At 67.3% G+C, this 19,899-nt stretch carries 17 protein-coding genes; 5 read left to right on the forward strand and 12 right to left on the reverse strand.

Annotated elements, in window-relative coordinates; translation table 11 throughout:
• Nucleotides 1-112 precede the first annotated feature (112 nt).
• Nucleotides 113-1,465, reverse strand: a complete 1,353-nt coding sequence (locus JOF47_RS10245; RefSeq protein ID WP_209997474.1) for a class I SAM-dependent RNA methyltransferase — start codon at nucleotides 1,463-1,465, stop codon at nucleotides 113-115.
• 5 nt (nucleotides 1,466-1,470) lie between these two features.
• Entirely contained in the window at nucleotides 1,471-3,507 is a 2,037-nt protein-coding gene (locus JOF47_RS10250) for an APC family permease (RefSeq protein WP_209997475.1), read from the reverse strand.
• Between the two features lie 187 nt (nucleotides 3,508-3,694).
• Between JOF47_RS10250 and JOF47_RS10255 the strand changes: the two genes are divergently transcribed.
• Together JOF47_RS10255 and JOF47_RS10260 are read left to right on the forward strand one after the other, a co-directional pair.
• The gene (locus tag JOF47_RS10255) at nucleotides 3,695-4,369 is read left to right on the forward strand and encodes a potassium channel family protein (protein ID WP_209997476.1); all 675 of its coding nucleotides are present in this window, start codon (nucleotides 3,695-3,697) and stop codon (nucleotides 4,367-4,369) included.
• 8 nt (nucleotides 4,370-4,377) lie between these two features.
• Entirely contained in the window at nucleotides 4,378-5,046 is a 669-nt protein-coding gene (locus tag JOF47_RS10260; RefSeq protein ID WP_209997477.1) for a potassium channel family protein, read from the forward strand.
• Nucleotides 5,047-5,156: 110 nt separating this feature from the next.
• On the opposite strand, the gene JOF47_RS10265 is transcribed toward JOF47_RS10260, so the two are convergent.
• Genes JOF47_RS10265 through dut form a run of 4 tightly spaced genes read right to left on the reverse strand, consistent with a single transcriptional unit; the run spans nucleotide 5,157 to nucleotide 7,697 of the window.
• Nucleotides 5,157-5,882 (reverse strand): DUF3159 domain-containing protein, encoded by a 726-nt coding sequence (locus JOF47_RS10265; protein WP_209997478.1) that lies wholly within the window; start codon nucleotides 5,880-5,882, stop codon nucleotides 5,157-5,159.
• 52 nt (nucleotides 5,883-5,934) lie between these two features.
• Nucleotides 5,935-6,369 (reverse strand): hypothetical protein, encoded by a 435-nt coding sequence (locus JOF47_RS10270; RefSeq protein ID WP_342592755.1) that lies wholly within the window; start codon nucleotides 6,367-6,369, stop codon nucleotides 5,935-5,937.
• Between the two features lie 7 nt (nucleotides 6,370-6,376).
• On the reverse strand, nucleotides 6,377-7,180 hold the full coding sequence (locus tag JOF47_RS10275) for a DUF3710 domain-containing protein (protein ID WP_209997479.1): 804 nt from the start codon (nucleotides 7,178-7,180) through the stop codon (nucleotides 6,377-6,379).
• 46 nt (nucleotides 7,181-7,226) lie between these two features.
• A complete protein-coding gene (dut, locus tag JOF47_RS10280; RefSeq protein WP_209997480.1) occupies nucleotides 7,227-7,697 on the reverse strand; it encodes a dUTP diphosphatase in 471 nt (156 codons plus the stop codon).
• Nucleotides 7,698-7,824: 127 nt separating this feature from the next.
• Between dut and JOF47_RS10285 the strand changes: the two genes are divergently transcribed.
• Entirely contained in the window at nucleotides 7,825-8,388 is a 564-nt protein-coding gene (locus JOF47_RS10285) for a DUF3093 domain-containing protein (RefSeq protein WP_209997481.1), read from the forward strand.
• 190 nt (nucleotides 8,389-8,578) lie between these two features.
• On the opposite strand, the gene JOF47_RS10290 is transcribed toward JOF47_RS10285, so the two are convergent.
• The 3 genes from JOF47_RS10290 to JOF47_RS10300 form a co-directional block, all read right to left on the reverse strand.
• Complete coding sequence (locus tag JOF47_RS10290; RefSeq protein WP_210001880.1) at nucleotides 8,579-9,151, reverse strand: TetR/AcrR family transcriptional regulator; 573 nt, start codon at nucleotides 9,149-9,151, stop codon at nucleotides 8,579-8,581.
• A 37-nt stretch (nucleotides 9,152-9,188) separates the two neighbouring features.
• The gene (locus JOF47_RS10295; RefSeq protein WP_245356333.1) at nucleotides 9,189-10,319 is read right to left on the reverse strand and encodes an agmatine deiminase family protein; all 1,131 of its coding nucleotides are present in this window, start codon (nucleotides 10,317-10,319) and stop codon (nucleotides 9,189-9,191) included.
• 242 nt (nucleotides 10,320-10,561) lie between these two features.
• Nucleotides 10,562-10,864, reverse strand: a complete 303-nt coding sequence (locus JOF47_RS10300) for a DUF4193 domain-containing protein (RefSeq protein WP_209997482.1) — start codon at nucleotides 10,862-10,864, stop codon at nucleotides 10,562-10,564.
• Between the two features lie 366 nt (nucleotides 10,865-11,230).
• Here JOF47_RS10300 and sepH point away from each other — a divergent pair, with 366 nt between their 5' ends.
• On the forward strand, nucleotides 11,231-12,352 hold the full coding sequence (sepH, locus tag JOF47_RS10305; RefSeq protein ID WP_209997483.1) for a septation protein SepH: 1,122 nt from the start codon (nucleotides 11,231-11,233) through the stop codon (nucleotides 12,350-12,352).
• A gap of 100 nt (nucleotides 12,353-12,452) precedes the next feature.
• On the opposite strand, the gene JOF47_RS10310 is transcribed toward sepH, so the two are convergent.
• From JOF47_RS10310 to JOF47_RS10320, 3 genes are all read right to left on the reverse strand, one after another.
• A complete protein-coding gene (locus tag JOF47_RS10310) occupies nucleotides 12,453-13,637 on the reverse strand; it encodes an alkaline phosphatase family protein (protein WP_209997484.1) in 1,185 nt (394 codons plus the stop codon).
• Between the two features lie 17 nt (nucleotides 13,638-13,654).
• On the reverse strand, nucleotides 13,655-14,332 hold the full coding sequence (locus JOF47_RS10315) for a DUF5998 family protein (RefSeq protein ID WP_209997485.1): 678 nt from the start codon (nucleotides 14,330-14,332) through the stop codon (nucleotides 13,655-13,657).
• Nucleotides 14,333-14,396: 64 nt separating this feature from the next.
• Nucleotides 14,397-17,099, reverse strand: coding sequence for a bifunctional acetate--CoA ligase family protein/GNAT family N-acetyltransferase (locus JOF47_RS10320; protein WP_209997486.1), 2,703 nt, complete (start codon nucleotides 17,097-17,099; stop codon nucleotides 14,397-14,399).
• 123 nt (nucleotides 17,100-17,222) lie between these two features.
• Between JOF47_RS10320 and JOF47_RS10325 the strand changes: the two genes are divergently transcribed.
• On the forward strand, nucleotides 17,223-19,862 hold the full coding sequence (locus JOF47_RS10325) for a DNA gyrase/topoisomerase IV subunit A (protein WP_209997487.1): 2,640 nt from the start codon (nucleotides 17,223-17,225) through the stop codon (nucleotides 19,860-19,862).
• Nucleotides 19,863-19,899 lie beyond the last annotated feature (37 nt).

Consider the following 19,899-nt stretch of genomic DNA (forward strand, 5'->3'; position numbering starts at 1 on the left):
ACTGAGATCGTTGTGCGTTGGTTCGCGGCAGAGCTATAGACAGTCTATCCCCCACACGCGCCCAGACCCCGACAACCCGACACTTTCGGGTTGAACGGAGTCACATCCACGACTAGTGGCGCCGGAAAAGGCCCACGGTTTCCATGTGGTGCGTGTGCGGGTAGAGGTCGATCACGTCGATCTCCTCCAGCCGGAAACCGGCCGCGGCCAGATCCGCGGTGTCGCGGGCAAACGACGCGGGATCGCAGGAAACGTAGGAGATCTTCTTGGCGCCCGAACGGACCATCGCGGAGACGGCGGCCTTGCCGGCGCCGGTGCGGGGAGGATCGAGCACGATCGAATCCAGCTTGGCCTTGCGCTCGTTCAGCTCCCGGGACAGCGTCTTCTCGACGCGTCCCTGCGAGATGACGGCCTGCGGGAATTCGCGCAGGTTCTTCACGGCGTCCTTGCTGGTGCCCGGGGCGCCCTCGATGGAGAGAACCATTCCGTCGTCCCCCACGGCCTTGGCCAGCGGGGCGCTGAAGAGCCCTGCGCCGGCGTAAAGGTCCGCGACACGGGCGCCGTAGCCCGGGGCCAGCTGGGCCATGACGCGCTCGACCAGGGTGGCTGGTGCCAGGCGGTGGATCTGCCAGAAACCCTCGCCGGTGATCCGGTAGTCGTGCCCGGCCACGGACTCGGAAAGCCAGGTGCGCCCGCGCAGGCGCTGCAGGACGCCGCGGCCGTCTGCCACGGAACCGCCGACCTGCGTGACGGAGGCTGCAGACGCCCATTCCGGCAGGCGCTTGGCCGCGCGGCCGGCGGCACCGGTGTGGGTTCCGTCCTCGACGAAGAGCACCAGCACGCCGGCGTCCTCGCCGGAGCCGACGGCAACCTCGATGCGGCTGATGCCCAGCAGCGGCAGCTCCCAGAGCTTGAGCTCGTTGATCTTCGGGTGCGCCAGCGGCATTTCCTTGACCGGGACCAGGTCGTTGGAGCGGAAGGGGCTCATCGCCAGGCGGCCCTTGGAATCGACGGCGAACGCCGTGCGGGTGCGCCAGCCCAGCGCGTCCTCGCTCTCGCCCTCGGGGGTGCGGACGCCGGTGAACCCGTGCTCGGCGGCGTCGATCTTGCCCAGGCGTTCGAGCTGCTCGGTGAAAATCTGGCCCTTCAGCTCGCGCTGGTGTTCGAGGGAAATGTGGCCGAACTCGGCCCCGCCCACGGGAAGGACGCCGCGCTCCGCGGAGCGCAGGGAATCGGCGGCGGCCCAGAAGTGCGGCACGCGGTGTTCGGAGGCCTCGTGGACCTCGACCACGTCGCCGCGCCAGAAGCGGGACTTCTCCCCCGCGTCGCGCAGGGCGATGCTGACCTCTTCCCCGGGAATGCCGTGGCGGACAAAGATCACCCGGCCCTCGTGGCGGGCGACGCTGTGTCCGCCGTGGGCTGCAGCGCCGAGGCGTACTCGCAGGATGTTCTTGTCGGTGCTCATGGGGTTCAATCTTTCGCGTTGGAAACTGGCGGTACTGCGGAAATGGTCTTGTGGCCCGGGGAGGCCTGCTCGGTCGAGCCGCCGTAGGCGGCCGAATCCGAGGATGAGAGGCGCCACGGAACGGAGGCCACGACGACGCCGGGCTCGTAGTGCAGGCGGTTCTTGATGCGCACCGCCGTCTGGTTGTGCACCAGCTGCTCCCACCAGCGGCCCACCACGTATTCGGGGATGTAGACGACGATCAGGTCCCGCGGGGAATCGCGCTTGATGGAGCGGATGTATTCGATTAGCGGCGCGGATATTTCACGGTACGGGGAAGCCAGCACCGTGATGGGAACCGGGATGCCCAGGCGCTCCCACTCGGCGACGCTCGCCTCGGTCTGCTCGGAATCGGCATCCACCACGATCGCGTCCAGCTTGGAGGGGCGCGAGGCGCGGGCGAAGGCCACCGCGCGAAGCACCGGCTTGCGGACCGTGGACACCAGCACCAGGGCGTGCACGCGCGCCGGCAGCGCGGTGGGCGACTGCCCCGTGTCGATGGCCAGCTCCTCGTCGACGGCGACGTAGTGCCTGTGCAGCGAATCCATCAAGGCGTACAGCACCACGATGCCCAGCACCGCGAGCCAGGCGCCGTGGATGAGCCGGGTCCCGAGCACGATGGCAAGCACCGCTGCGGTGAGCACGAAGCCCACCATGTTCAGCAGGCGGGAGCGCTGGATGCGGGCGCGCGGGCGCTTGTCCGGGGTCATCGCCAGCTCGCGTCCCCAGTGCTTGATCATGCCCAGCTGGCTGAGCGTGAAGGAGACGAAGACGCCCACCACGTAGAGCTGGATCAGCGTCGGCACGTGGGCGTTGAACACCCAGATGAGCGCGATCGCGGCGAAGGCCAGCGAGAGGATGCCGTTGGAGAACCCGAGCCTGTCGCCGCGGGTGCGCAGCTGGCGCGGCAGGTAGCCGTCCGTGGCAAGGTTCGAGGCCAGGTTCGGGAAGGAGTTGAAGGCCGTGTGCGATGCGACAAGCAGCACCGCGACGGTCAGCAGCATGATGGCAAAGAAGCCGACGGATTCCCCGCCGAAGATGGCGTGGGCCAGCTGGCCGAGCACCGGGTCCTGGATGTAGCCCGCGGGAACCGGCCCGCCGTCCAGGCTCAGTCCGGTGGCCGGGTCCTCCACCACGTGCACGTTCACCGCCCGGGCCAGGTACATGGTCCCGAGGGTCAGCACCGCGGCGATAAGCCCCAGCATCAGCAACAGCGTCGCGGCGTTGCGGGCCTTGGGTTCGGCCAGGGTGTGCACGTTGGAGATCGGCACCTCCACGCCGGTCAATGCCGCCGAGCCGGTGGAGAAGGCGCGCAGCACCAGCAGGAGCCCCGCCACGCCCGTCAACCCGTCCGGGTAGGCGGGGTCCGGGATGACCTCGAAGCCTGCGCTCGGCGCCTGGCCCAGGGTCCCCATGGCGGCGAAGATCCCGCCGAGGGCCAGCATCAGCAGCAACGCGCCGATGAACAGGTACACGGGCGCGGCGTTGGCCAGGCGCGAGCGCCCCCGGCCGCGCAGGTTCAGCAGCGTGAGGATGACAACGCCGGCCGTGGCGATCCAGGCCTGCATCCCCGCCAGGGCGGGGAACGCGGCGATGACATAGTGCGACGCCGAGGAGAGCGACACCGCAACGGTCAGCACGAAGTCGACAAGCAGCGCCGCGGCAACCGTCGTCCCGGCCTTGGGCCCCAGGTTCACCGACGCGATCTCGTAGTCGCCCCGCCCCGACGGGTAGGCCTTCACCGACTGCCGGTAGGAGGCGATGATCACAAACATGACAACCATGATGACCAGCCCCACCTGGGGCGAAATCGCCATGGCGGTGACCCCGGCCAGGGCGAGGGTCAGCATCACCTCGTCCGGCGCATAGGCGATCGATGACAGCCCGGAAGCGGCGAAAACGGGCAGCGCAAGGCGTTTACGCAGCGGCGCCTGCTTCAGGCGCTCTGTCCTAAACGGGCGCCCCACCAAAATCCGCTTAACGGCGTCGAGGAATGAAAGCACGATCCAAAGTTAGCCGCTTTGACCCGCCCTGTCATACACCGCACCGTGGGACCGAACGTGAAGAATCCCGCATCGACCCGCTTTTCCATGAAAGACTGAGCCATTAGCGGCCGCGTCCGGGGGCTAGCCCCACGGGCAGCCGCAGGTTTGTCGGTGTTCCACCAAGGGAAAAGGCAGGGTCGGGCGCGTGGCGCATTTTGTCATTATGGGTTGCGGCAGGGTCGGGGTCACGTTGGCCCACACCCTGGATGATGCGGGGCATTCGGTGGCGATCATCGACCAGGACGACGCGGCCTTCCGCAGGCTTCGCCGCAACTTTTCCGGGACCAAGGTCTCGGGCGTCGGCTTCGACCGGGACACCCTTGAGCGTGCGGACATCACCAAGGCCTATGCCTTCGCCGCGGTGTCCAGCGGCGACAACTCAAACATCCTGGCCACCCGCGTCGCCCGGGAAACCTACCACGTCCCGCACGTCGTCGCCCGGATCTACGACCCGGGACGGGCCGAGATCTACCAGCGCCTCGGCATCCCCACCGTTGCCGCCGTGCGCTGGAGCAGCGACCAGGTGTTGCGCCGCATCCTTCCCGAGCACACCCTCAGCGGCGACTTCCGCGAGGCCTCGGGCCGGCTGGTGCTGGGCGAGGTCAACGTCCACGACGGCTGGTTCGGCCACGCGCTGGAAGACCTGGAGGCAGCGGCCCCGATCCGCATCGCCTACCTCTCGCGGTTCGGCGAGGGCATACTGCCCGAGCCGGGCATGCGCCTGCAGCAAGGCGACATCGTCCACGCCATGATGCCTCTGGATGCCACCAGCGAAATCGAAAAAGCCCTGTCCACCGCGCCGAAACCAGTCACGGAGTAGACACGCCCATGAAGGTCATGATTGCCGGAGCAGGTTCCGTGGGAAGTTCCATCGCCAAGGAACTCATCTCACACGGGCACGAAGTGCTGCTCATCGATGAAAAGCCCGAGGTCGTATCGCGTGCGGGGGTCCGCGGCGCCCGCTGGCTCTTCGGCGACGCCTGCGAATTGAGCGTGCTCAAGGAGGCAAGGCTCGAGGATTTCGATGTCGTTGTCTCGGCGACGGGCGACGACAAGGTCAACCTCGTGGTCTCGCTGCTGGCCAAGAGCGAATTCGGCGTCGGCCGCACCGTGGGCCGGGTCAACAACCCCAAGAACGACTGGATGTTCGACGACGCCTGGGGCGTCGACGTCGCAGTGAGCACCCCGCGCCTGATGACGGCGCTCGTGGAGGAGGCAGTGGAAATCGGCGACCTGGTGCGCCTGATGACCCTGCAGTCCGGGGTGGTTTCGATGGTCGAATTCACCGTGCCGCACGATTCGGCGCTGATTGGGCACACCATCGGAATGGTGCCGTGGCCCACCGACGCGACGGTCGTGGCGATCCTGCGCGACGACACCCCGTTGACCCCGAGCCAGGACGACGTCATCGAGGGCGGGGACGAGCTGTTCTTTGTCACAACCATTGTGGCGGAGGACCAGCTGCGCACCGTGCTGCGCAGCACCGGAACCCAGTAGGTCCCGCTCCCCCGGGGCATCAACCCGGGGTCTAAGTCGCTGCGTCCGCCAGGGGGATGGCTTCGAGCCTGCGGACCCCGGCCCCGCCCATGAACCAGGCGTGGGCTGCCTCAGCTGCCCTGGCGGGTCTCCCCGGCGGCAGCGGCGCTCTTCAGGGGCCGGGAAATCATCCAGGCAACCCAGAGCCCCGCGGCATACAACGGCAAGCCCATGGCCAGGCGGGCGGCTCCGAGGGCCGCAATGTTGTCGGCAAAGTACAGCGGAACCTGCACCGCCAGGCGGGCGGCGAACACGCCGACAACGATCCAGGTGGCCCAGGCGTACTGCCTGGCCCGCACCTTGTCGGCACGCCAGGCGGTGTTTTCGGAGCGGATGAAACCGAAGATCACGCCCATCAGCGGCCAGCGCACCAGGATGGAGATGACCAACGCGGCGCCATAGGCGATGTTCGTGTAGAAACCCGGGACGTAGTAGTCCTTGGCCTCGCCCGTCGCCCGGGAAACCACCGCGCAGATGACCACGCCGACCAGGCCCGTCAGGGCCTGGGTCAGGGTGCCGCGGCGCAGCAGCCGTGCCACGGTGAAGCCCACGGCCACCGCCACGGAGGCGATGAGCGCGATGTTCAACTGCTGGCTCAGGATGAAGATCGAGAGGAACACCAGGCCCGGGAGCAGCGACTCGACCAGCCCGCGCACCCCGCCAATGGTCTTGAGCACGTCGATCTGGCCGTCTTCGCGGCGCTCAATGCCCGCGTTTGCACCAATGCGCGCGGCAATTTCCTCGGCCGAGGGGGCGTGCTCCTCGGGTTCGGGAGTGTTGGGGGTGGAATCGCTCATGGGGGGGAAATGTTCCTTGGATGCGGCGGACGGACGGGGGCAGGGTCTTGGGTCAGGCTGCGGGCCTGGGCTTCGGTTCGGCGCCGGAGCCGCGTCCGGGCAGGATCTCGTAGCGCGGGTTGTAGATGGTCGGCACGCCGTCGATCGGCGCGACCATGCCCTCGTAGCGCAGCCGGGTTCCGGCCCAAATCCCCGGCACCCGGCGTTGGCCCACGAAAATCAAGCGCAGGTGCGGCACCGCCGCACGGCGACCGCCGGGCGGGGCCGGGCGGTCGACCACCGAGACGGCAAACATCGGGGCCTGTTGGGCCGGCAGGATCGTGATGGATTCCACGAAGCCCCGGTGGCTGATGTGCCCGCGCTGGGGCAATTGCGCCAGGGAACCCACACTTTGGGTGCGCGCAACCGCACCGGGCTGGTCCTCCGCCGCCGTGGCGGGCGGGGAACCTGCATTCTTCCGGGGCTTGGCCGCGCGTTCCTTCGGCACGGGCGGCCTAACCGATCTGCGTGGTTTCCGGGCCGCGCTCTGGGCGCTCGGTGCCCGGGGTTTCGGTTCCGGAATCGGGGTGCGTCAAGGCGCCCTGCGGAACCGTCAACGGCAGCAATTCGGTCGGCGGCATCGGGACATCCCCGCGGACCACCACGATCTGGGCCAATGCGTCCTCCATGGCCTTCGACTCCTCCGGATCGGTCAGCGCTGCGCCGCCGATCACGGCACGCAGGAACCACCGCGGGCCGTCGATGCCGAGGAAGCGCAACACCACGTAGCCCTGGCGGCCGTCCGGCGCAGTCTGCGGCACGCGGGCCAGCAGTTCGCTGCCGAAGCGGCCGGGAACCATTTCGGTTTCCCCGCCCTGGTCGGCGATGCCCGTGGCGATCTGGGTGGAAATTCCCGGCCAGAGTTCGTCGGTCTTCGGAGCCGCAAAAACCTGCAGCTGCATCCGCGAGGAACCCATTTCCAAGGCCACGGCAATCACGCGCTGGGTCGATTCCTCGACCTCGAGGCGCAACTGCAATCCGGGAACCGGCTTGATCAGCAGGGCACCCATATCCAGGTACTCGCTGTGGTCTTCGATGGCGTCGCCGTCGAAGGGGCCCTCGTCCGGGTTTTGCTTGGCCGGTGCCGGCGCATTTCCCTGCGCCTCGGCGGCATCCGCGGCCTCGGCCGGCGCCTGGGCCTGCACCTCGTCCGCGGTATCGGTTTCAAGGTCTTTCGACGCTGCGGCGTTCAACTCGGCGATGGTCTGCTCGGGCTGCGCCTCGGCGACTGCCGCTTTGTTCTTGCGCTTGAAAATCATGGAAGTGGCTTTCTGCTTTGTCGACCGTCAGGTTGCGGTGCGGGCTTTAGCTTTGGGTGGAAGCGGTCTCGAAGCCACCGGTGGAACCGAAGCCGCCTGCGCCGCGCACCGTTTCATCGAGTTCTTCGACCTGGATGAAGGTGGCTCGCTCAACCTTCTGGATAACCAGCTGAGCGATCCGGTCCCCGCGCTTGAGAACAATGGGTGTCCGCACATCGGTGTTCAACAATGTGACCTTCAACTCACCACGATAACCCGCATCGACGGTTCCCGGCGCATTGACCACGGTCAGGCCGTGTTTTGTGGCAAGTCCGGAGCGCGGGTGGATCAGTCCGACATAGCCCAGCGGCAGTGCGATCGAGACGCCGGTGGCCACCAGGACGCGCTCCCCCGGGGCCAACGTCACGTCTTCACGTGCGCAAAGGTCTGCACCGGCGTCGCCCTCGTGGGCGTAACTGGGCACCTGAAGCTCCGGATCCAACATTCGCAGGGCAATCTCGACTCTCGATTCGGACATGTTTTTCACTCCAGGGGGTGCTAGTTCTCGGGCCGCAAAGCGGCTCCACGCGTGCACTCCAACTCTAGTCCCTTGGCGGGCCGACCGTGGCAATCACGCCCCCTTGCCACGGCCTATGCTTGTAGGTATGGCCGAGAATTCTTCAACACCGCTCCCTGCCCCCGCAACCTTCCAGGAAAAGCTCTGGCCGGCCTGGTGGATTTGGCTGGTCTCGCTGGGACTGGGCGCCACCGCTGCCGTCGCATTCATGCCGATCGGCATCACCTGGGGCCTCACCGCCGGCCTGGTCGCCTTCGCGCTGATCACCTTCGGGTTGCTCACCAGCACCCCGACCATCGAGGTCACCGCCGACACGGTGCGCGTGGGCCGGGCCAGCATCGAACGCGAGTTCGTCGGCGAGGTCACCGGATACCGCGGCTCGGCCGCCTACCAGCAGCGCGGCCCCGGCCTGAACGGCATCGCCTTCATGTGCATCCGCGGCTGGATCGACCCGGTGGTCCGCATCGAAATCACCGACGAACGCGACTCCACCCCATACTGGCTGGCCTCGACCCGCCGTCCCGAGGAACTCACCGCGGCCCTGGGCGGCGTCATGGTCCAGTTCCGCGAGGCCGAGGCCGCGCGCGACGAGGAGAAGGCGGCCGAAGAGCCCTCCGACGAGTCCCCCGCACAGGCCACCGACAACGAGTAGCCTGCAACCCGGTTCATCTGGAAAAGAAAAATGGCGTGGTTCCCCTTTGGGGACCACGCCATTTTTCTTGCCGTTGGGCCATGGCCTTCGAAGTCGGTGCAGTAGAACAAAACGTCCTTTCCGGGCCGACCATGTGAAAGCCCCGGGCCACCACCTGCGTTCCGTTGCTTGGGCGGCGCCGGCCTCGGTATCAGGCTGGGCCGAGTTCCGCGCGGATGGCACCGGCCAGGAGCTCACGGGCCCGATCGGCGCTCATGGAGCCGCTGAGCCAGCGTTCACTCAATCCCTCGACCAGTGCGGTCAGGCGCACAGCCGCGTCGGCGGCAACGACTTCGCGTTGGACCAGCCCGGCATCTTGGGCGCGGGATATCAGCGTTTCGGCATCGTGGTTCCAGTCTCGCGTTGTGCTGCCCAGCAGCTCGCGCAACTCTTCGTCGAAGACGGAGCTGGCTCGCAGCTCACCCCAGGCGATGCTGTTCTCGCGCACCTCGGGTACGTCCTGTATTTCGAGAAACAGCATCTGTTCGAGTTCTTCCCTGGCATTTGCCGGGGCCTCGACAGGTTGCGAGTACCGTTCGGCGCGGGCGTTGACGTGCTCCAGGGTGCTACGCAGAACACCCGAACGATCCTTGAAGTGGTAATAAATCAGCGCCGTGGACACCCCCGCCTCCGCGGCCAGTTTCTCGATGCGCAGGCCGCGCACGCCATCCTGGGCGATGACCCGGATGGCTGCCTCCAGGATTTGTGCTGGGCGGGTTGCCAATACTTCCCTCTTTCCTTTAAGGTGTTCGCTGCCGCGCCTACTTGGGCTCTTGCTGGGTGGTGCAGTGGATGCCACCGCCACCTGCGGCGATCGCGTCGATGTTGATTTGGACGACTTCGTGCTCGGGGAACAGCCGTTCCAGTTCCTCCAGTGCCGCGCCATCGGTCTTGGGATCGCCGAATTCCGGTGCGATGACGGCACCGTTGCAGACGTAGAAGTTGATGTAGCCGGCAGCGAAGTCGTCCGACTCGTAATCCGGCCGGACGGTGCCGGGGGCCTCGAGGACGGAAACCTCCAGGGCTCGTCCACGGGCATCGGTGGCACTCTCCAGGATGTCGAGGTGACGGGTGGTGACCGTGTGGTCGAAGGATTCGGGATCCGGATCGTATCCGGCCACCACGACGCCCGGCTTGGCGAATCTGGCGTAGAAATCGGTGTGGCCATCGGTGATGTCCTTGCCCTTGATGCCGGGCAGCCAAATGATTTTCTCAAGCCCCAGGAGCCACTCCAGTTCCTCCTCGACGTCCTTCTTGGTCCAACCGGGGTTCCGGTTCTTGTTCAGCACGCAGCTCTCGGTGATGATCGCCGTCCCCTCGCCGTCGACCTCGATGCCGCCGCCTTCAAGCACCAGCTCGGTGCGCAGTACCTCAATGCCGGCAGCGCCAGCGACAAGTTCGGCGACTTTTGCGTCCTTGGCGTGGGTTTGCTTGCCGCCCCAGCCGTTGAAATTGAAGTCGATGCCCGCCCGCGCGCCGTTGGCTTCAACAAACACCGGACCTGTGTCTCGCATCCACAGGTCGTCGAGGGGCGCTTCGACAAGGTCAATGGTTGGACCAAGCAGTTCGCCCGCCAGTTCAAGTTCCTCGGGCCGCACGAGCATCGAAACGGGTTCGAAGCGCGCGATGGTCTGCGCGATGGTTGCCAGGTTGCGGCGCACCTCCGGCAGGAGATCCGGGCCCCATATTTTCTCGGTGGCACCGAACGCCATCCAGGTCCTCAGGTGCGGTTCCCCCTCTTCGGGCATGCGCCAGCCAACGGAATCTATACCGGCAGTGCTTGCCTCTGGACCGCTGGCCCCGGCGCCGCGCGGCGTTGGCGTGGTGCATCCGGTGATGAACAGTCCACCGGCGGCAAGCAGGCTCGACTGCAGGAAGTGTCGTCGCTGCATGGGAGGTGTCTCCTCGTATTCTGCCCGCATTCAGTAGCGGTTCTTACGGCGCCGGCTACTTGCGGCAGATGCCGCCGCGGTTCTTCACAAGCGTATCCTGACTAAATTTTTAGTCAAAAACGCGGCCGCAAGACACCGTCGCCCATGAACAACCGCGGAGCCGATCATGACCACCCCCGGAAACGCCACGAGCGCGACTTCCTCTCCTGAGGAAATCGCGCTCTTATTCGTACTCTTTGGCCTTAGCCTTCGCAGTCGGTGCAGTAGAGCAAACCGCCCTTTTCCAGGGCAATCTGCGAACGGTGCCGCACGAGGAAGCATGAGGCACAGGTGAACTCGTCGGCCTGGGCCGGGAGCACCATGACCTGCAGCTCCTCGCCCGAAAGGTCGGCGCCCGGCAGCTCGTAGCTGTCGGCCAGATCGACCTCGTCCTCATCGATCAGGTTCGAGGTGCTGGCGCTGCGCTGGGCCTTCAGCTCCGGAAGGACCTCGGGCTTTTCGTCCTCTTCGGCATGCTTCCGAGGTGCATCGTAGTCGGTTGCCATAATTGCTGCTTCACACTCCGCTTGGTTCAAGCTGTAGTTCTGGTTGGGCGCCGCGGTCCGGGTTGCTTCCCGCCCGTGGCATACACGCGTTTTGGATGCGCCTATGATTCAACACCGGCGCACCTGATTTTGTGCCCGCGAGGGAACAAGGTTGTTCATCATCCCACTTTTCTGCCCGTGATCAGGGATTCCGGGATCGAAACCAAGGACTTTAACCCGTTTTTTGATGCCGTTCGGGGCGGTTCCACGCCGCTCCATGGGAAGAATCATAAAGCCGATCCGCGCCACACCAAGGCAGATCTTAGGTAATTGCGCCCACAAGTGGCAGAGTTTTACTCAATACACGACGGTTTGTGGAGGATAGTCATGCGTCAACTCCGACTGGTGGGCATCCACGAGAACGGTGAAAGCCTGCACCTGAGCAGCGAGGATGGCAACAGCTTTGCGCTGCCCATCGATGAAGCGTTGCGCAGTGCGTTGACTCGTGCTGCCCGAGCCGACCGCACCGAGGCGCCTGCCGCCCCGCTGTCCCCGCGCGAAATCCAGACCAGGATCCGCTCCGGAGCGACGGCTGAGGAAGTCGCGGCCGCCTCCGGCATGTCGATCGAGCACATCATGCGATACGAGGGCCCGGTGCTGGCCGAACGCGAGTACATCGCCACCCAGGCCCGCAACGTCGAGGTCTCCGCCCCGCAAACCCACGAGGGCTACCGCAGCATCTTCGGCGAAGAACCCGCGAACCTCGGCGAGATGGTCTCCTACCGGGTGCATTCGCTGGGCATCGACGGCGCCTCCCTGGAATGGGATGCGTGGCGCTCCACCGACGGCTCGTGGGACATTGTTGCGACCTTCGATCTTCCCGGCGCGGACGACACGTTGAACGTCGAATCCATCAGCGAGGATTCCCTGGCGCGCTGGATCTTCAACCCGGCACGCAAGTCCCTGCAAAACGCCAACCGGTGGGCCCAGGTGCTCAGCGAGCTTGAGCCCCTTGATACGCAGGTCGGCACGCGCCGCCTGGCCGCCGTCGTCGACCACCCGTTCGACGTGGAAGCCAACGCCGACGGGAGCGAGGCCGTCGACTTCGAAGCGGCGGTCGCCGATTCCGAGGAACTCCTGGACGTCTTGAGCGCACGCCGCGGACAGCGCCTGGGCCTCGACGAGGCCGGCGATGAAAACCTTGCGGCAATGCTCACCCGCATCCCGTCCACGCAGCGCCCGGCCGCACCGCGCCCGGAGGACGATCCGCGCCTCGCCGGTCCGGCGAACCCGGAGACCGGCGGCCTGCCCAGGCTTTACGACGGGGTAAGCACCCGCACCACCCAGATATCTGTGGTTCCGGCACTGCGGCCGGCGGCCGACGCGGTCGAGGAAGCCGACGCCGAGGGCTCGGGCGACGAGGACGCCGCCGGCAAGAAGAAAGCCAAGCGTTCCTCGGTTCCCAGCTGGGACGAGATCGTCTTCGGCCGGCGCAACAACAACGACTAAAAGCACCGGCACCAAAAAGCCTGGGCTCCCCTGCGGTTCTGCAGTGGGAGCCCAGGCTTTTTACGTCCGGCCGTGCGCCGGGCGGCGGCTTCTTGGGTGGTTACTTCCTGGCCTTCGGGCTGGCCAGGGTCAGCAGCGGGATCTCGCGTTCGGCACGGGTCATCGAACCGTGCTGCCCGATCATGGTGAAGGCAGCGGGGTTGACCCGGCGCCCGTCAAGGAACGCCACGTCCTCCGCCGCGAGGATCAGCAGGTCCCCGATGCGCTCGCGCACGGAGTCGTCGACCCGACCGAAGAGCCCGTGGTCGATCGCCTGCTCGCGGGTGAGCACCCATGCCTTGGAGCCGAAGTTTTCGCGCCAGGCATCCGCCACGGCCGCGCGTTGGGCGTCGGTGGTGTTGACGGCGAAATGCAGTTGCACCGCGCGCGGTTCCCCCGCCGTGAGTTCGACACCCGCAACGAGTTCCGGGTACTCGGAGTAGTCGACCCGCCACTTTTCCGGCACGTCGACCATGCCGTGGTCCCCGGTGAGCAGCAACAGCGTGCCCGCCGGGACGCGCGAGGCCAGGGTGCGCATCAGCGAGTCGACTTCCTCCAGGGCGTGCCCCCACTCCAGGGAGTCCTTGCCGTAGCGGTGGCCGGCCTTGTCCAGCTCGTTCCAGTAGCAGTAGAGCAGCGTGCGGGGGTTGGCGGCCAGGATCTCGGCGGCCGCGCGCACCCGCGCGTGCGGGCCGTTCGCCTCCGTGAATTCGGTTCCGCGCAGCGCGGCACGGGTGAGCGCCGAATCCTGGAACTGCGCCATGCTCACCGTGGCGGTGTGCACGCCCTGGGCCGCGGCCCGTTCAAAGACGGTCTCGTGCGGCTGCCAGGCCACCGGGTCCAGGTCCGCGGGCCAGCCGCTGAGCTGGTTGACCACGCGCCGGCCCGCCGGGTCCACGGAGTCGTAGCCGACGATGCCGTGGGCCCCGGGGGCCAGTCCGGTGCCCAGCGAGGTCAACGAGGTTGCGGTGGTGGAGGGGAACGGCGACTGCAGGGTCTGCGAGTTTTCCGTCAGCTTGCGCAGGAACGGCGCATGCCCGCCGCGGGCCTTCAGCAGGCCCTTGCCCAGGCCGTCGACCATGACCACGCACACGCGCGAGGCGGCCGGGAGCCCCAGGGTGTTCTCGAACCCCTCGACCCCCAGTGCGGCGGCCGCGCTGGGCAGCAGTTCGGCAATGGTCTTGCTGCCGTATGGCGGCGGCGGCGGGAGTTCGAGGGCAGGGGTCAGCCGGGTGCTTGTAACCACGTGGTTGTGCCTGCGCCCTAGCCCTGGTGGGTGTTGCGGCCGAAGCGGGAGGCAACGCGGCCGCGCACCTCGGTGGCGGGGGCCTGCTGGGTCTTTGCCTCGACGGCGTTGCCGCGCGGGGCGGAGGCGCGGCGGATGGCCTTGGCGAAGGTGCGTGCAGCGTTCACCGCGGCGACGCCGTCGGCCTCGGCACTGACGCGCAGCACCAGGTCCTCCTGCTGGCTGGTGCCGGTGTAGCCGTGGTCGGCGTCGCACGCCGGGTCCGGGCACCCGGCCGGTGCCAGGTCGATGCGCTGGGCGCCGGCCCAGGCGATGCCCAGGGTCAGTTCCTTGACGGTGTCCCCGGTGCGGTAGTTCTGCGGCTGGTGGTAGACGTAGCTGGTGGCCACCGTGGTGACCTTGGCCAGCTGCACCAGTTCGGTGGAGATCTGGGCCATGACCTCCTTGCCGTTGTCATCCAGCTCCTGGTCATCGACGTGTGCGACCAACAGCACGTCCTGGGCCAGGACCAGCACCGTGATGTGCCGGTGGACCTCGTTGTGGTCGAAATGGGTTTCCAGGTGCACCAGGTGATCGCCCGGTTCCCGGCCGTCGAGCACCTCGTCAATGATGTCCGAAACCATTTTCGGGTAGAACCCGGCACGGTTGAGGTCAGCTTGCAGGTCACGGCCTTTGGCCGAAGAAAGGGGGGTCATGCCCTTAAGTCTACCTAAGCCCCGCGCCGCGGGGCCGCCCCGGCGTTGCCCGGGTGCGGAGGCGCTAGTGGCTCATGGCCCGGCGCGCCGAATCGGTGCGCTGCCCGGGGTTGCCGATCCACACGTCGACGGCCAACACGATGGTGCCTTTCTCCGTGACCATCACCGGGTTGATCTCCAACAGGGAGACCTCAGGGTGGTTGTCCTTCAGCATGGCGACCCGGTTGAGCAGGTCCTCCAACGAGGCAACGTCCGCCGCCGGCAGGCCCTGGTAGCCGCGCAGCCGCGCCGAGGCACGCGGGGCGCGCACCAGGTCCGCCAGGTCCACGTTGGTCAGCGGCGGAATGCCGTGGGCCCAGTCGTCGAGCAGGTTCACCGCGTCCCCGGAGAGCCCGAAGGAAACCACCGGGCCCAGCAGCGGGTCCTCCACCGCGCGGATGACGCAGCCCTGGCCCGCCGGGGCCATCGACTGGACCTCGAGTTCGTGGGCCGCGTAGGGGGAAAGCACCTCGCGCATGTGGCCGATGTTCCCGCGCAGCGAAGCCTCGTCCATGATGTTCAGCCGCACCCCGCCCAGGTCGAGGCGGTGGCGGAGGTGTTCGTCGCGGGCCTTGAGCGCCACCGGCCAGCCGAGCCGTTTGGCCGCGGCGACGGCCTCGTCCTCGGTGCCGAACGTCGCCGATTCAAGCACCGAGATGCCGTAGTGGCCCAGGAATTCCGCGGCCGCGGCGCGCGGCAGGTGCAACAGGTCCAGCCCGGAGACGTCGGCCAGCGACCGCTCGATGAAGTCGGCGGCGGCGCCGACGTTGATGCCCTCGGGGGCAATGACCTCGCCGTGCTCGCGGGCGACCCAGGCCGCGTAGCGCACGATCGCGGCCAGCGCGTTCACCGCTGCGCCGGGACTCGAATAGCACGGCAGCCCGTGGCTGGTGCCGTCCTGACCGGTTCCCGTGGCAAGCAGTCCCTCGGCGGGAATCGAGGCATCGATGATGCCGGTGAAGACCGCCACCACCGGCTTGCCCGCGGCGGCCGCGGCCTCCCGGATGCACCGGGCCAGGGCATCGGTCATCACGCCCACGGAGGGCAGCAGGGTGACGATGCCGCAGTGGACCTCCGGGTTCGCCAGCACCTCACCGATCAGCGCGGCCAGGCGCGGCAGCGCGCGCGACTGGCCGTCCTCCAGGTTGATCTCGGCTTCCTGCGCAATCACCTGCAGGCCGTTTTGCCCGGCCGCGTCCGCCACCACGGAGGCCAGCGCCACGGAGTTGGAAATCACGGCGATGCCGTTGCCGACCGGCATCGGCTGGGACGCCACGATCTGGGCGATCTCCATGAGTTCTTCGTTGGTGCGGACCCGGATGACGCCGGACTGGCGAAGCATCGCGTCGACCGCCGCGGTCGGCGCCTGGGTGGTGCGCACCGCATGCCCGGGCGGCAGGCGCAGGCCCATTACGTCGGACTTCGCCACGATCACCGGCTTGGAATGCGAGAGCCTGCGGGCAATGCGGGAGAACTTGCGCGGGTTGCCGAAGGATTCCAGGTAGAGGCCCACGGCGTTGGTCCCGGGATCGTCCTCCCAGAACTGCATGGCGTCGTTGCCCGAAACGTCCGCGCGGTGGCCCGCCGAGACAAAGGAGGAGATGCCCATCGAGCGGCGCGAGGCCGCCGCGTACAGTAGCACGCCGATGGCGGCCGACTGGCTGAAGAGTCCCAGGGAGCCGCGCTTGGGCATGCCGGGGGCCACCGAGGCATTGAGCTTGATCGCGGGATCCGTGTTGACCAGCCCCAGGGAGGCGGGGCCGATCACGCGCATGCCGTTGGCCCTGGCCAGGTGCACCAATTCGCGCTGGCGCGCCAACCCGGCCTCGCCGTCCTGCTCGAAGCCGCCGGTGACCACCAGCAGGCCCTTGACCCCGGCGATCGCGCAGTCCTCGATGACGCCGCGGACCTCCTCCTGCGGCACGGCAATGACCGCGAGGTCCACGGGGCCGGGGATTTCACGCACCGTGCCGTAGCTGACCATGCCGCCGAGTTCGAAGGCCTCCGGGTTGACCCCGTAGACGGGGCCGCTGAATTCCCCCTCGATGAGGTTGTTCAGCAGCGAGTAGCCAATGGAGCCCCACTCGCGGCTGGCTCCGATCACCGCCACCGAACGCGGGGCCAGCAGCCCGCCTAGGGACTTGGCTTCGGCGCGGTGTTCGCGCGCTTCCATCACGGCGCGGGATTTCTCCGTGGGGTCGATGCTGAATTCCAGCATGACAACCCCCTCGTCAAAGTGGCGCTTGACCGCGTAGCCGGCCTCGGCGAACACCGTGAGCATCTTGCGGTTCTCCGGCAGCACCTCGGCGGAGAAGCGTTCGATGTCGTTTTCGCGGGCCGCGGCGGCGAGGTGCTCGAGCAGGATCGACCCGACGCCCATGCCCTGGTAGGCGTCCGAGATGTTGAAGGCGACCTCGGCCTCCGCCGGGTCTTCGAGCCTGTCGTAGCGGCCCACCCCGATGATGTCTTCGCCCCGGGTCACCACGAATGCGACCCGGTCCACGTGGTCGACTTCGGTGAAACGCTTGAGCTCTTTAGCCGTTAGCGACGATTTGTACGTAAAATAGCGCATGTAGACCGAGGATTCCGACTGGCCCTGGTGCATTTTTTGCAAACCGTCGGAATCGTTGGGTTGAATCGGGCGTAGGTGTGCCGTTGAGCCATTGCGCAAGACAACATCCGCTTCCCAATGGGACGGGTATTCACCGGGTTTACGACCATCCACCATAGGCTTAGCCTATCGGGCGCGGCGGCAGTTGCTGCATGATCGACGCGCCGCAACCGAAGCATTACACTAATCGGTCCTTGACAAGGGCCGGCATCAGTACCGAACCGAGGATTCACACTTAATATGGCGCGCAAAAAGCCTGAACCACTGCCCGCGGACTTCGTGGAGCACATCGTCGACATCGATGTGACCAACGAAATGGAGGGCTCCTTCCTGGAGTACGCCTACTCGGTGATCTACTCCCGCGCCTTGCCCGATGCCCGCGACGGCCTCAAGCCGGTGCAGCGACGCATCCTGTACATGATGAGTGAGATGGGCCTGCGGCCGGAGAAGGGCCACGTCAAGAGCGCCCGCGTGGTCGGCGAGGTCATGGGCAAGCTGCACCCGCACGGCGACACCGCCATCTACGACGCGATGGTGCGCATGAGCCAGGACTTTGCACTGCGCCTGCCGCTGATCGACGGCCACGGCAACTTCGGCTCCCTGGACGACGGCCCCGCCGCCCCGCGTTACACCGAGGCGCGCCTGGATTCCTCCGCCGTGGCGATGACGGCGAACCTGGACGAGGACGTGGTGGACTTCGTCCCCAACTACGACAACCAGTTCATGCAGCCCGAGGTGCTCCCCGCCGCCTTCCCGAACCTGTTGGTCAACGGCACCACCGGCATCGCCGTGGGCATGGCGACCAACATGGCCCCGCACAACCTCGGAGAGGTCGTTGCCGCGGCGCGGCACCTGATCGCCAACCCGGAGGCCGACCTGGCCGCCATCATGAAGTTCGTCCCGGGACCCGACCTGCCCACTGGCGGCAAGATCGTGGGCCTTGACGGCATCCGCGACGCCTACCGCACCGGGCGCGGCACCTTCAAGACCCGCGCCAAGGTGGCGCTGGAACAGATCACCGCCCGCCGCGCCGGCCTGGTCATCACCGAGCTGCCCTACATGGTGGGCCCGGAAAAGGTCATCGAGAAGATCAAGGACGCGGTCAACGCCAAGAAGCTGACCGGCATTGCCGATGTCATGGACCTGACCGACCGCAACCACGGGCTGCGCCTGGTCATCGAGCTGAAGAACGGCTTCAACCCCAACGCGGTGCTGGCCCAGCTGTTCAAGTTCACGCCGATGGAGGATTCCTTCGGCATCAATAACGTGGCGCTGGTCGAGGGCCAGCCGCGCACCCTGGGCCTGCTGGAAATGCTCACGGTCTACGTGGAGCACCGCATCAACGTGGTGCGCCGCCGCACCGGGTACCGCCTGCAGAAGAAGCTGGACCGCCTGCACCTGGTCGAGGGCCTGCTCATCGCGATCGTCGACATCGACGAGGTCATCGCGATCATCCGCTCCTCCGACGAGACCGCGCAGGCGCGCGAACGCCTGATGGCGATCTACGACCTGACCGAGCTGCAGGCCAACCACATCCTGGAGCTGCGCCTGCGCCAGCTCACCCGGTTCTCCCGCATCGAGCTGGAGAAGGAAGCCGAGGAGCTGCGCGCCGCGATCGACGAGTTGCGCGCCATCCTGGATTCCGAGGCCGTGCTGCGCGAGCTTGTCTCCTCCGAGCTGGCGGAAATGGGCGAGAAGTTTGCGACCCCGCGCCGCACCGTGCTGCTGGAATCCGAATCCGGCACGCCGTTGAAGGGCACCACCATGCCGGCCGTCGTCGGCACCGGCAAGGCCGCCCCGCTGAGCCTGGAGATCGCGGACGACCCGTGCTGGGTGCTGCTTTCGGCCACCGGCCAGGTGGCCCGCACCGTGCACCGGGACCCGCTCGACGACTCGGGGGCCCGCACCAAGCACGACGTGCTCGGTTCCCTGGTGGCCACCACGGCGCGCGGGGAAATCGGCGGCATCACCTCCACCGGCCGCATGCTGCGCCTGCAGGTCGTCGACCTGCCGCTGCTGCCCCCGGCCAACGGCTTCCCGCAGCTGACCGGCGGGGTGAAGATCGCCGAATTCGCCCAGCTGGCCAAGGGCGAGAAGATGGTGGCCTTGGTCCCTCTGAACCAGGTGATCGCGTTGGGCACCGCCAACGGCGTGGTCAAGCGGCTGAGCCCGGACTACCCGCTGAACCGCGACGAGTGGGAGGCGATCACGCTCAAGGACAAGGACACCGTCATCGGTGCCGCGGCCTGCGCCGACGAGGCCGACCTGGTCTTCGTGACCCGCGGTGCCCAGCTGCTGCGTTTTGCCGCCAACACGGTGCGCCCGCAGGGCCGCACCGCCGGCGGCATGGCCGGCATCAAGGTCGGCGCCGAGGACACCGTCATCTTCTTCGGCGTGGTCCCGGAGACCGCGCAGCACCCGGTCTTCGTGTCGATCGCCACCGGTTCCGACGCCCTGCCCGGCACCGCATCGCACTCGGTGAAGGTCACCGACTTCGCCGAGTATCCGTCCAAGGGGCGTGCCACCGCCGGAGTGCGGGCGCACCGCTTCCTGAAGGGCGAGGACCAGCTGGAGCTGGCCTACGCCGGTGCAGGCCCGGCGCGCGCCGCCTCTGCCGCCGGCGTGGTGCGTGCGCTGCCGACCGAATACGCGAAACGCGACGGTTCCGGCGTGCCGCTGGCCCAGGGCATCGACGTGCTCGGCGGGTCGATCGGCGCAACCCCGGCCGAACCAGCCGACGGCGGCCTGCCGCAGGCCCCGGCGACCCGCGCCCCGCTGGTGGCACCCGAGGTGGACAGCCTGCCGTTCGCCGATTCGGGCGTGGTCCAGGTCGAGGCCGCCAAGCGCGTCGCTGTCCAGGACTCGCTGCTCGAGGACTAGCGCCGACAGGCATCATCAACGGCAGGCGCCGTCCCGC

This window comes from Paeniglutamicibacter kerguelensis (assembly GCF_017876535.1).
GTDB lineage: Bacteria > Actinomycetota > Actinomycetes > Actinomycetales > Micrococcaceae > Paeniglutamicibacter > Paeniglutamicibacter kerguelensis.

Excerpts from the sequence above, each read along its gene's own strand:
- JOF47_RS10245 (WP_209997474.1), bottom strand. The coding sequence starts at position 1,465 with ATGAGCACCGACAAGAACATCCTGCGAGTACGCCTCGGCGCTGCAGCC.
- JOF47_RS10260 (WP_209997477.1), top strand. The coding sequence starts at position 4,378 with ATGAAGGTCATGATTGCCGGAGCAGGTTCCGTGGGAAGTTCCATCGCC.
- JOF47_RS10265 (WP_209997478.1), bottom strand. The coding sequence starts at position 5,882 with ATGAGCGATTCCACCCCCAACACTCCCGAACCCGAGGAGCACGCCCCC.
- JOF47_RS10275 (WP_209997479.1), bottom strand. The coding sequence starts at position 7,180 with ATGATTTTCAAGCGCAAGAACAAAGCGGCAGTCGCCGAGGCGCAGCCC.
- dut (WP_209997480.1), bottom strand. The coding sequence starts at position 7,697 with ATGTCCGAATCGAGAGTCGAGATTGCCCTGCGAATGTTGGATCCGGAG.
- JOF47_RS10285 (WP_209997481.1), top strand. The coding sequence starts at position 7,825 with ATGGCCGAGAATTCTTCAACACCGCTCCCTGCCCCCGCAACCTTCCAG.
- JOF47_RS10295 (WP_245356333.1), bottom strand. The coding sequence starts at position 10,319 with ATGCAGCGACGACACTTCCTGCAGTCGAGCCTGCTTGCCGCCGGTGGA.
- JOF47_RS10300 (WP_209997482.1), bottom strand. The coding sequence starts at position 10,864 with ATGGCAACCGACTACGATGCACCTCGGAAGCATGCCGAAGAGGACGAA.
- sepH (WP_209997483.1), top strand. The coding sequence starts at position 11,231 with ATGCGTCAACTCCGACTGGTGGGCATCCACGAGAACGGTGAAAGCCTG.
- JOF47_RS10315 (WP_209997485.1), bottom strand. The coding sequence starts at position 14,332 with ATGACCCCCCTTTCTTCGGCCAAAGGCCGTGACCTGCAAGCTGACCTC.
- JOF47_RS10320 (WP_209997486.1), bottom strand. The coding sequence starts at position 17,099 with ATGGTGGATGGTCGTAAACCCGGTGAATACCCGTCCCATTGGGAAGCG.
- JOF47_RS10325 (WP_209997487.1), top strand. The coding sequence starts at position 17,223 with ATGGCGCGCAAAAAGCCTGAACCACTGCCCGCGGACTTCGTGGAGCAC.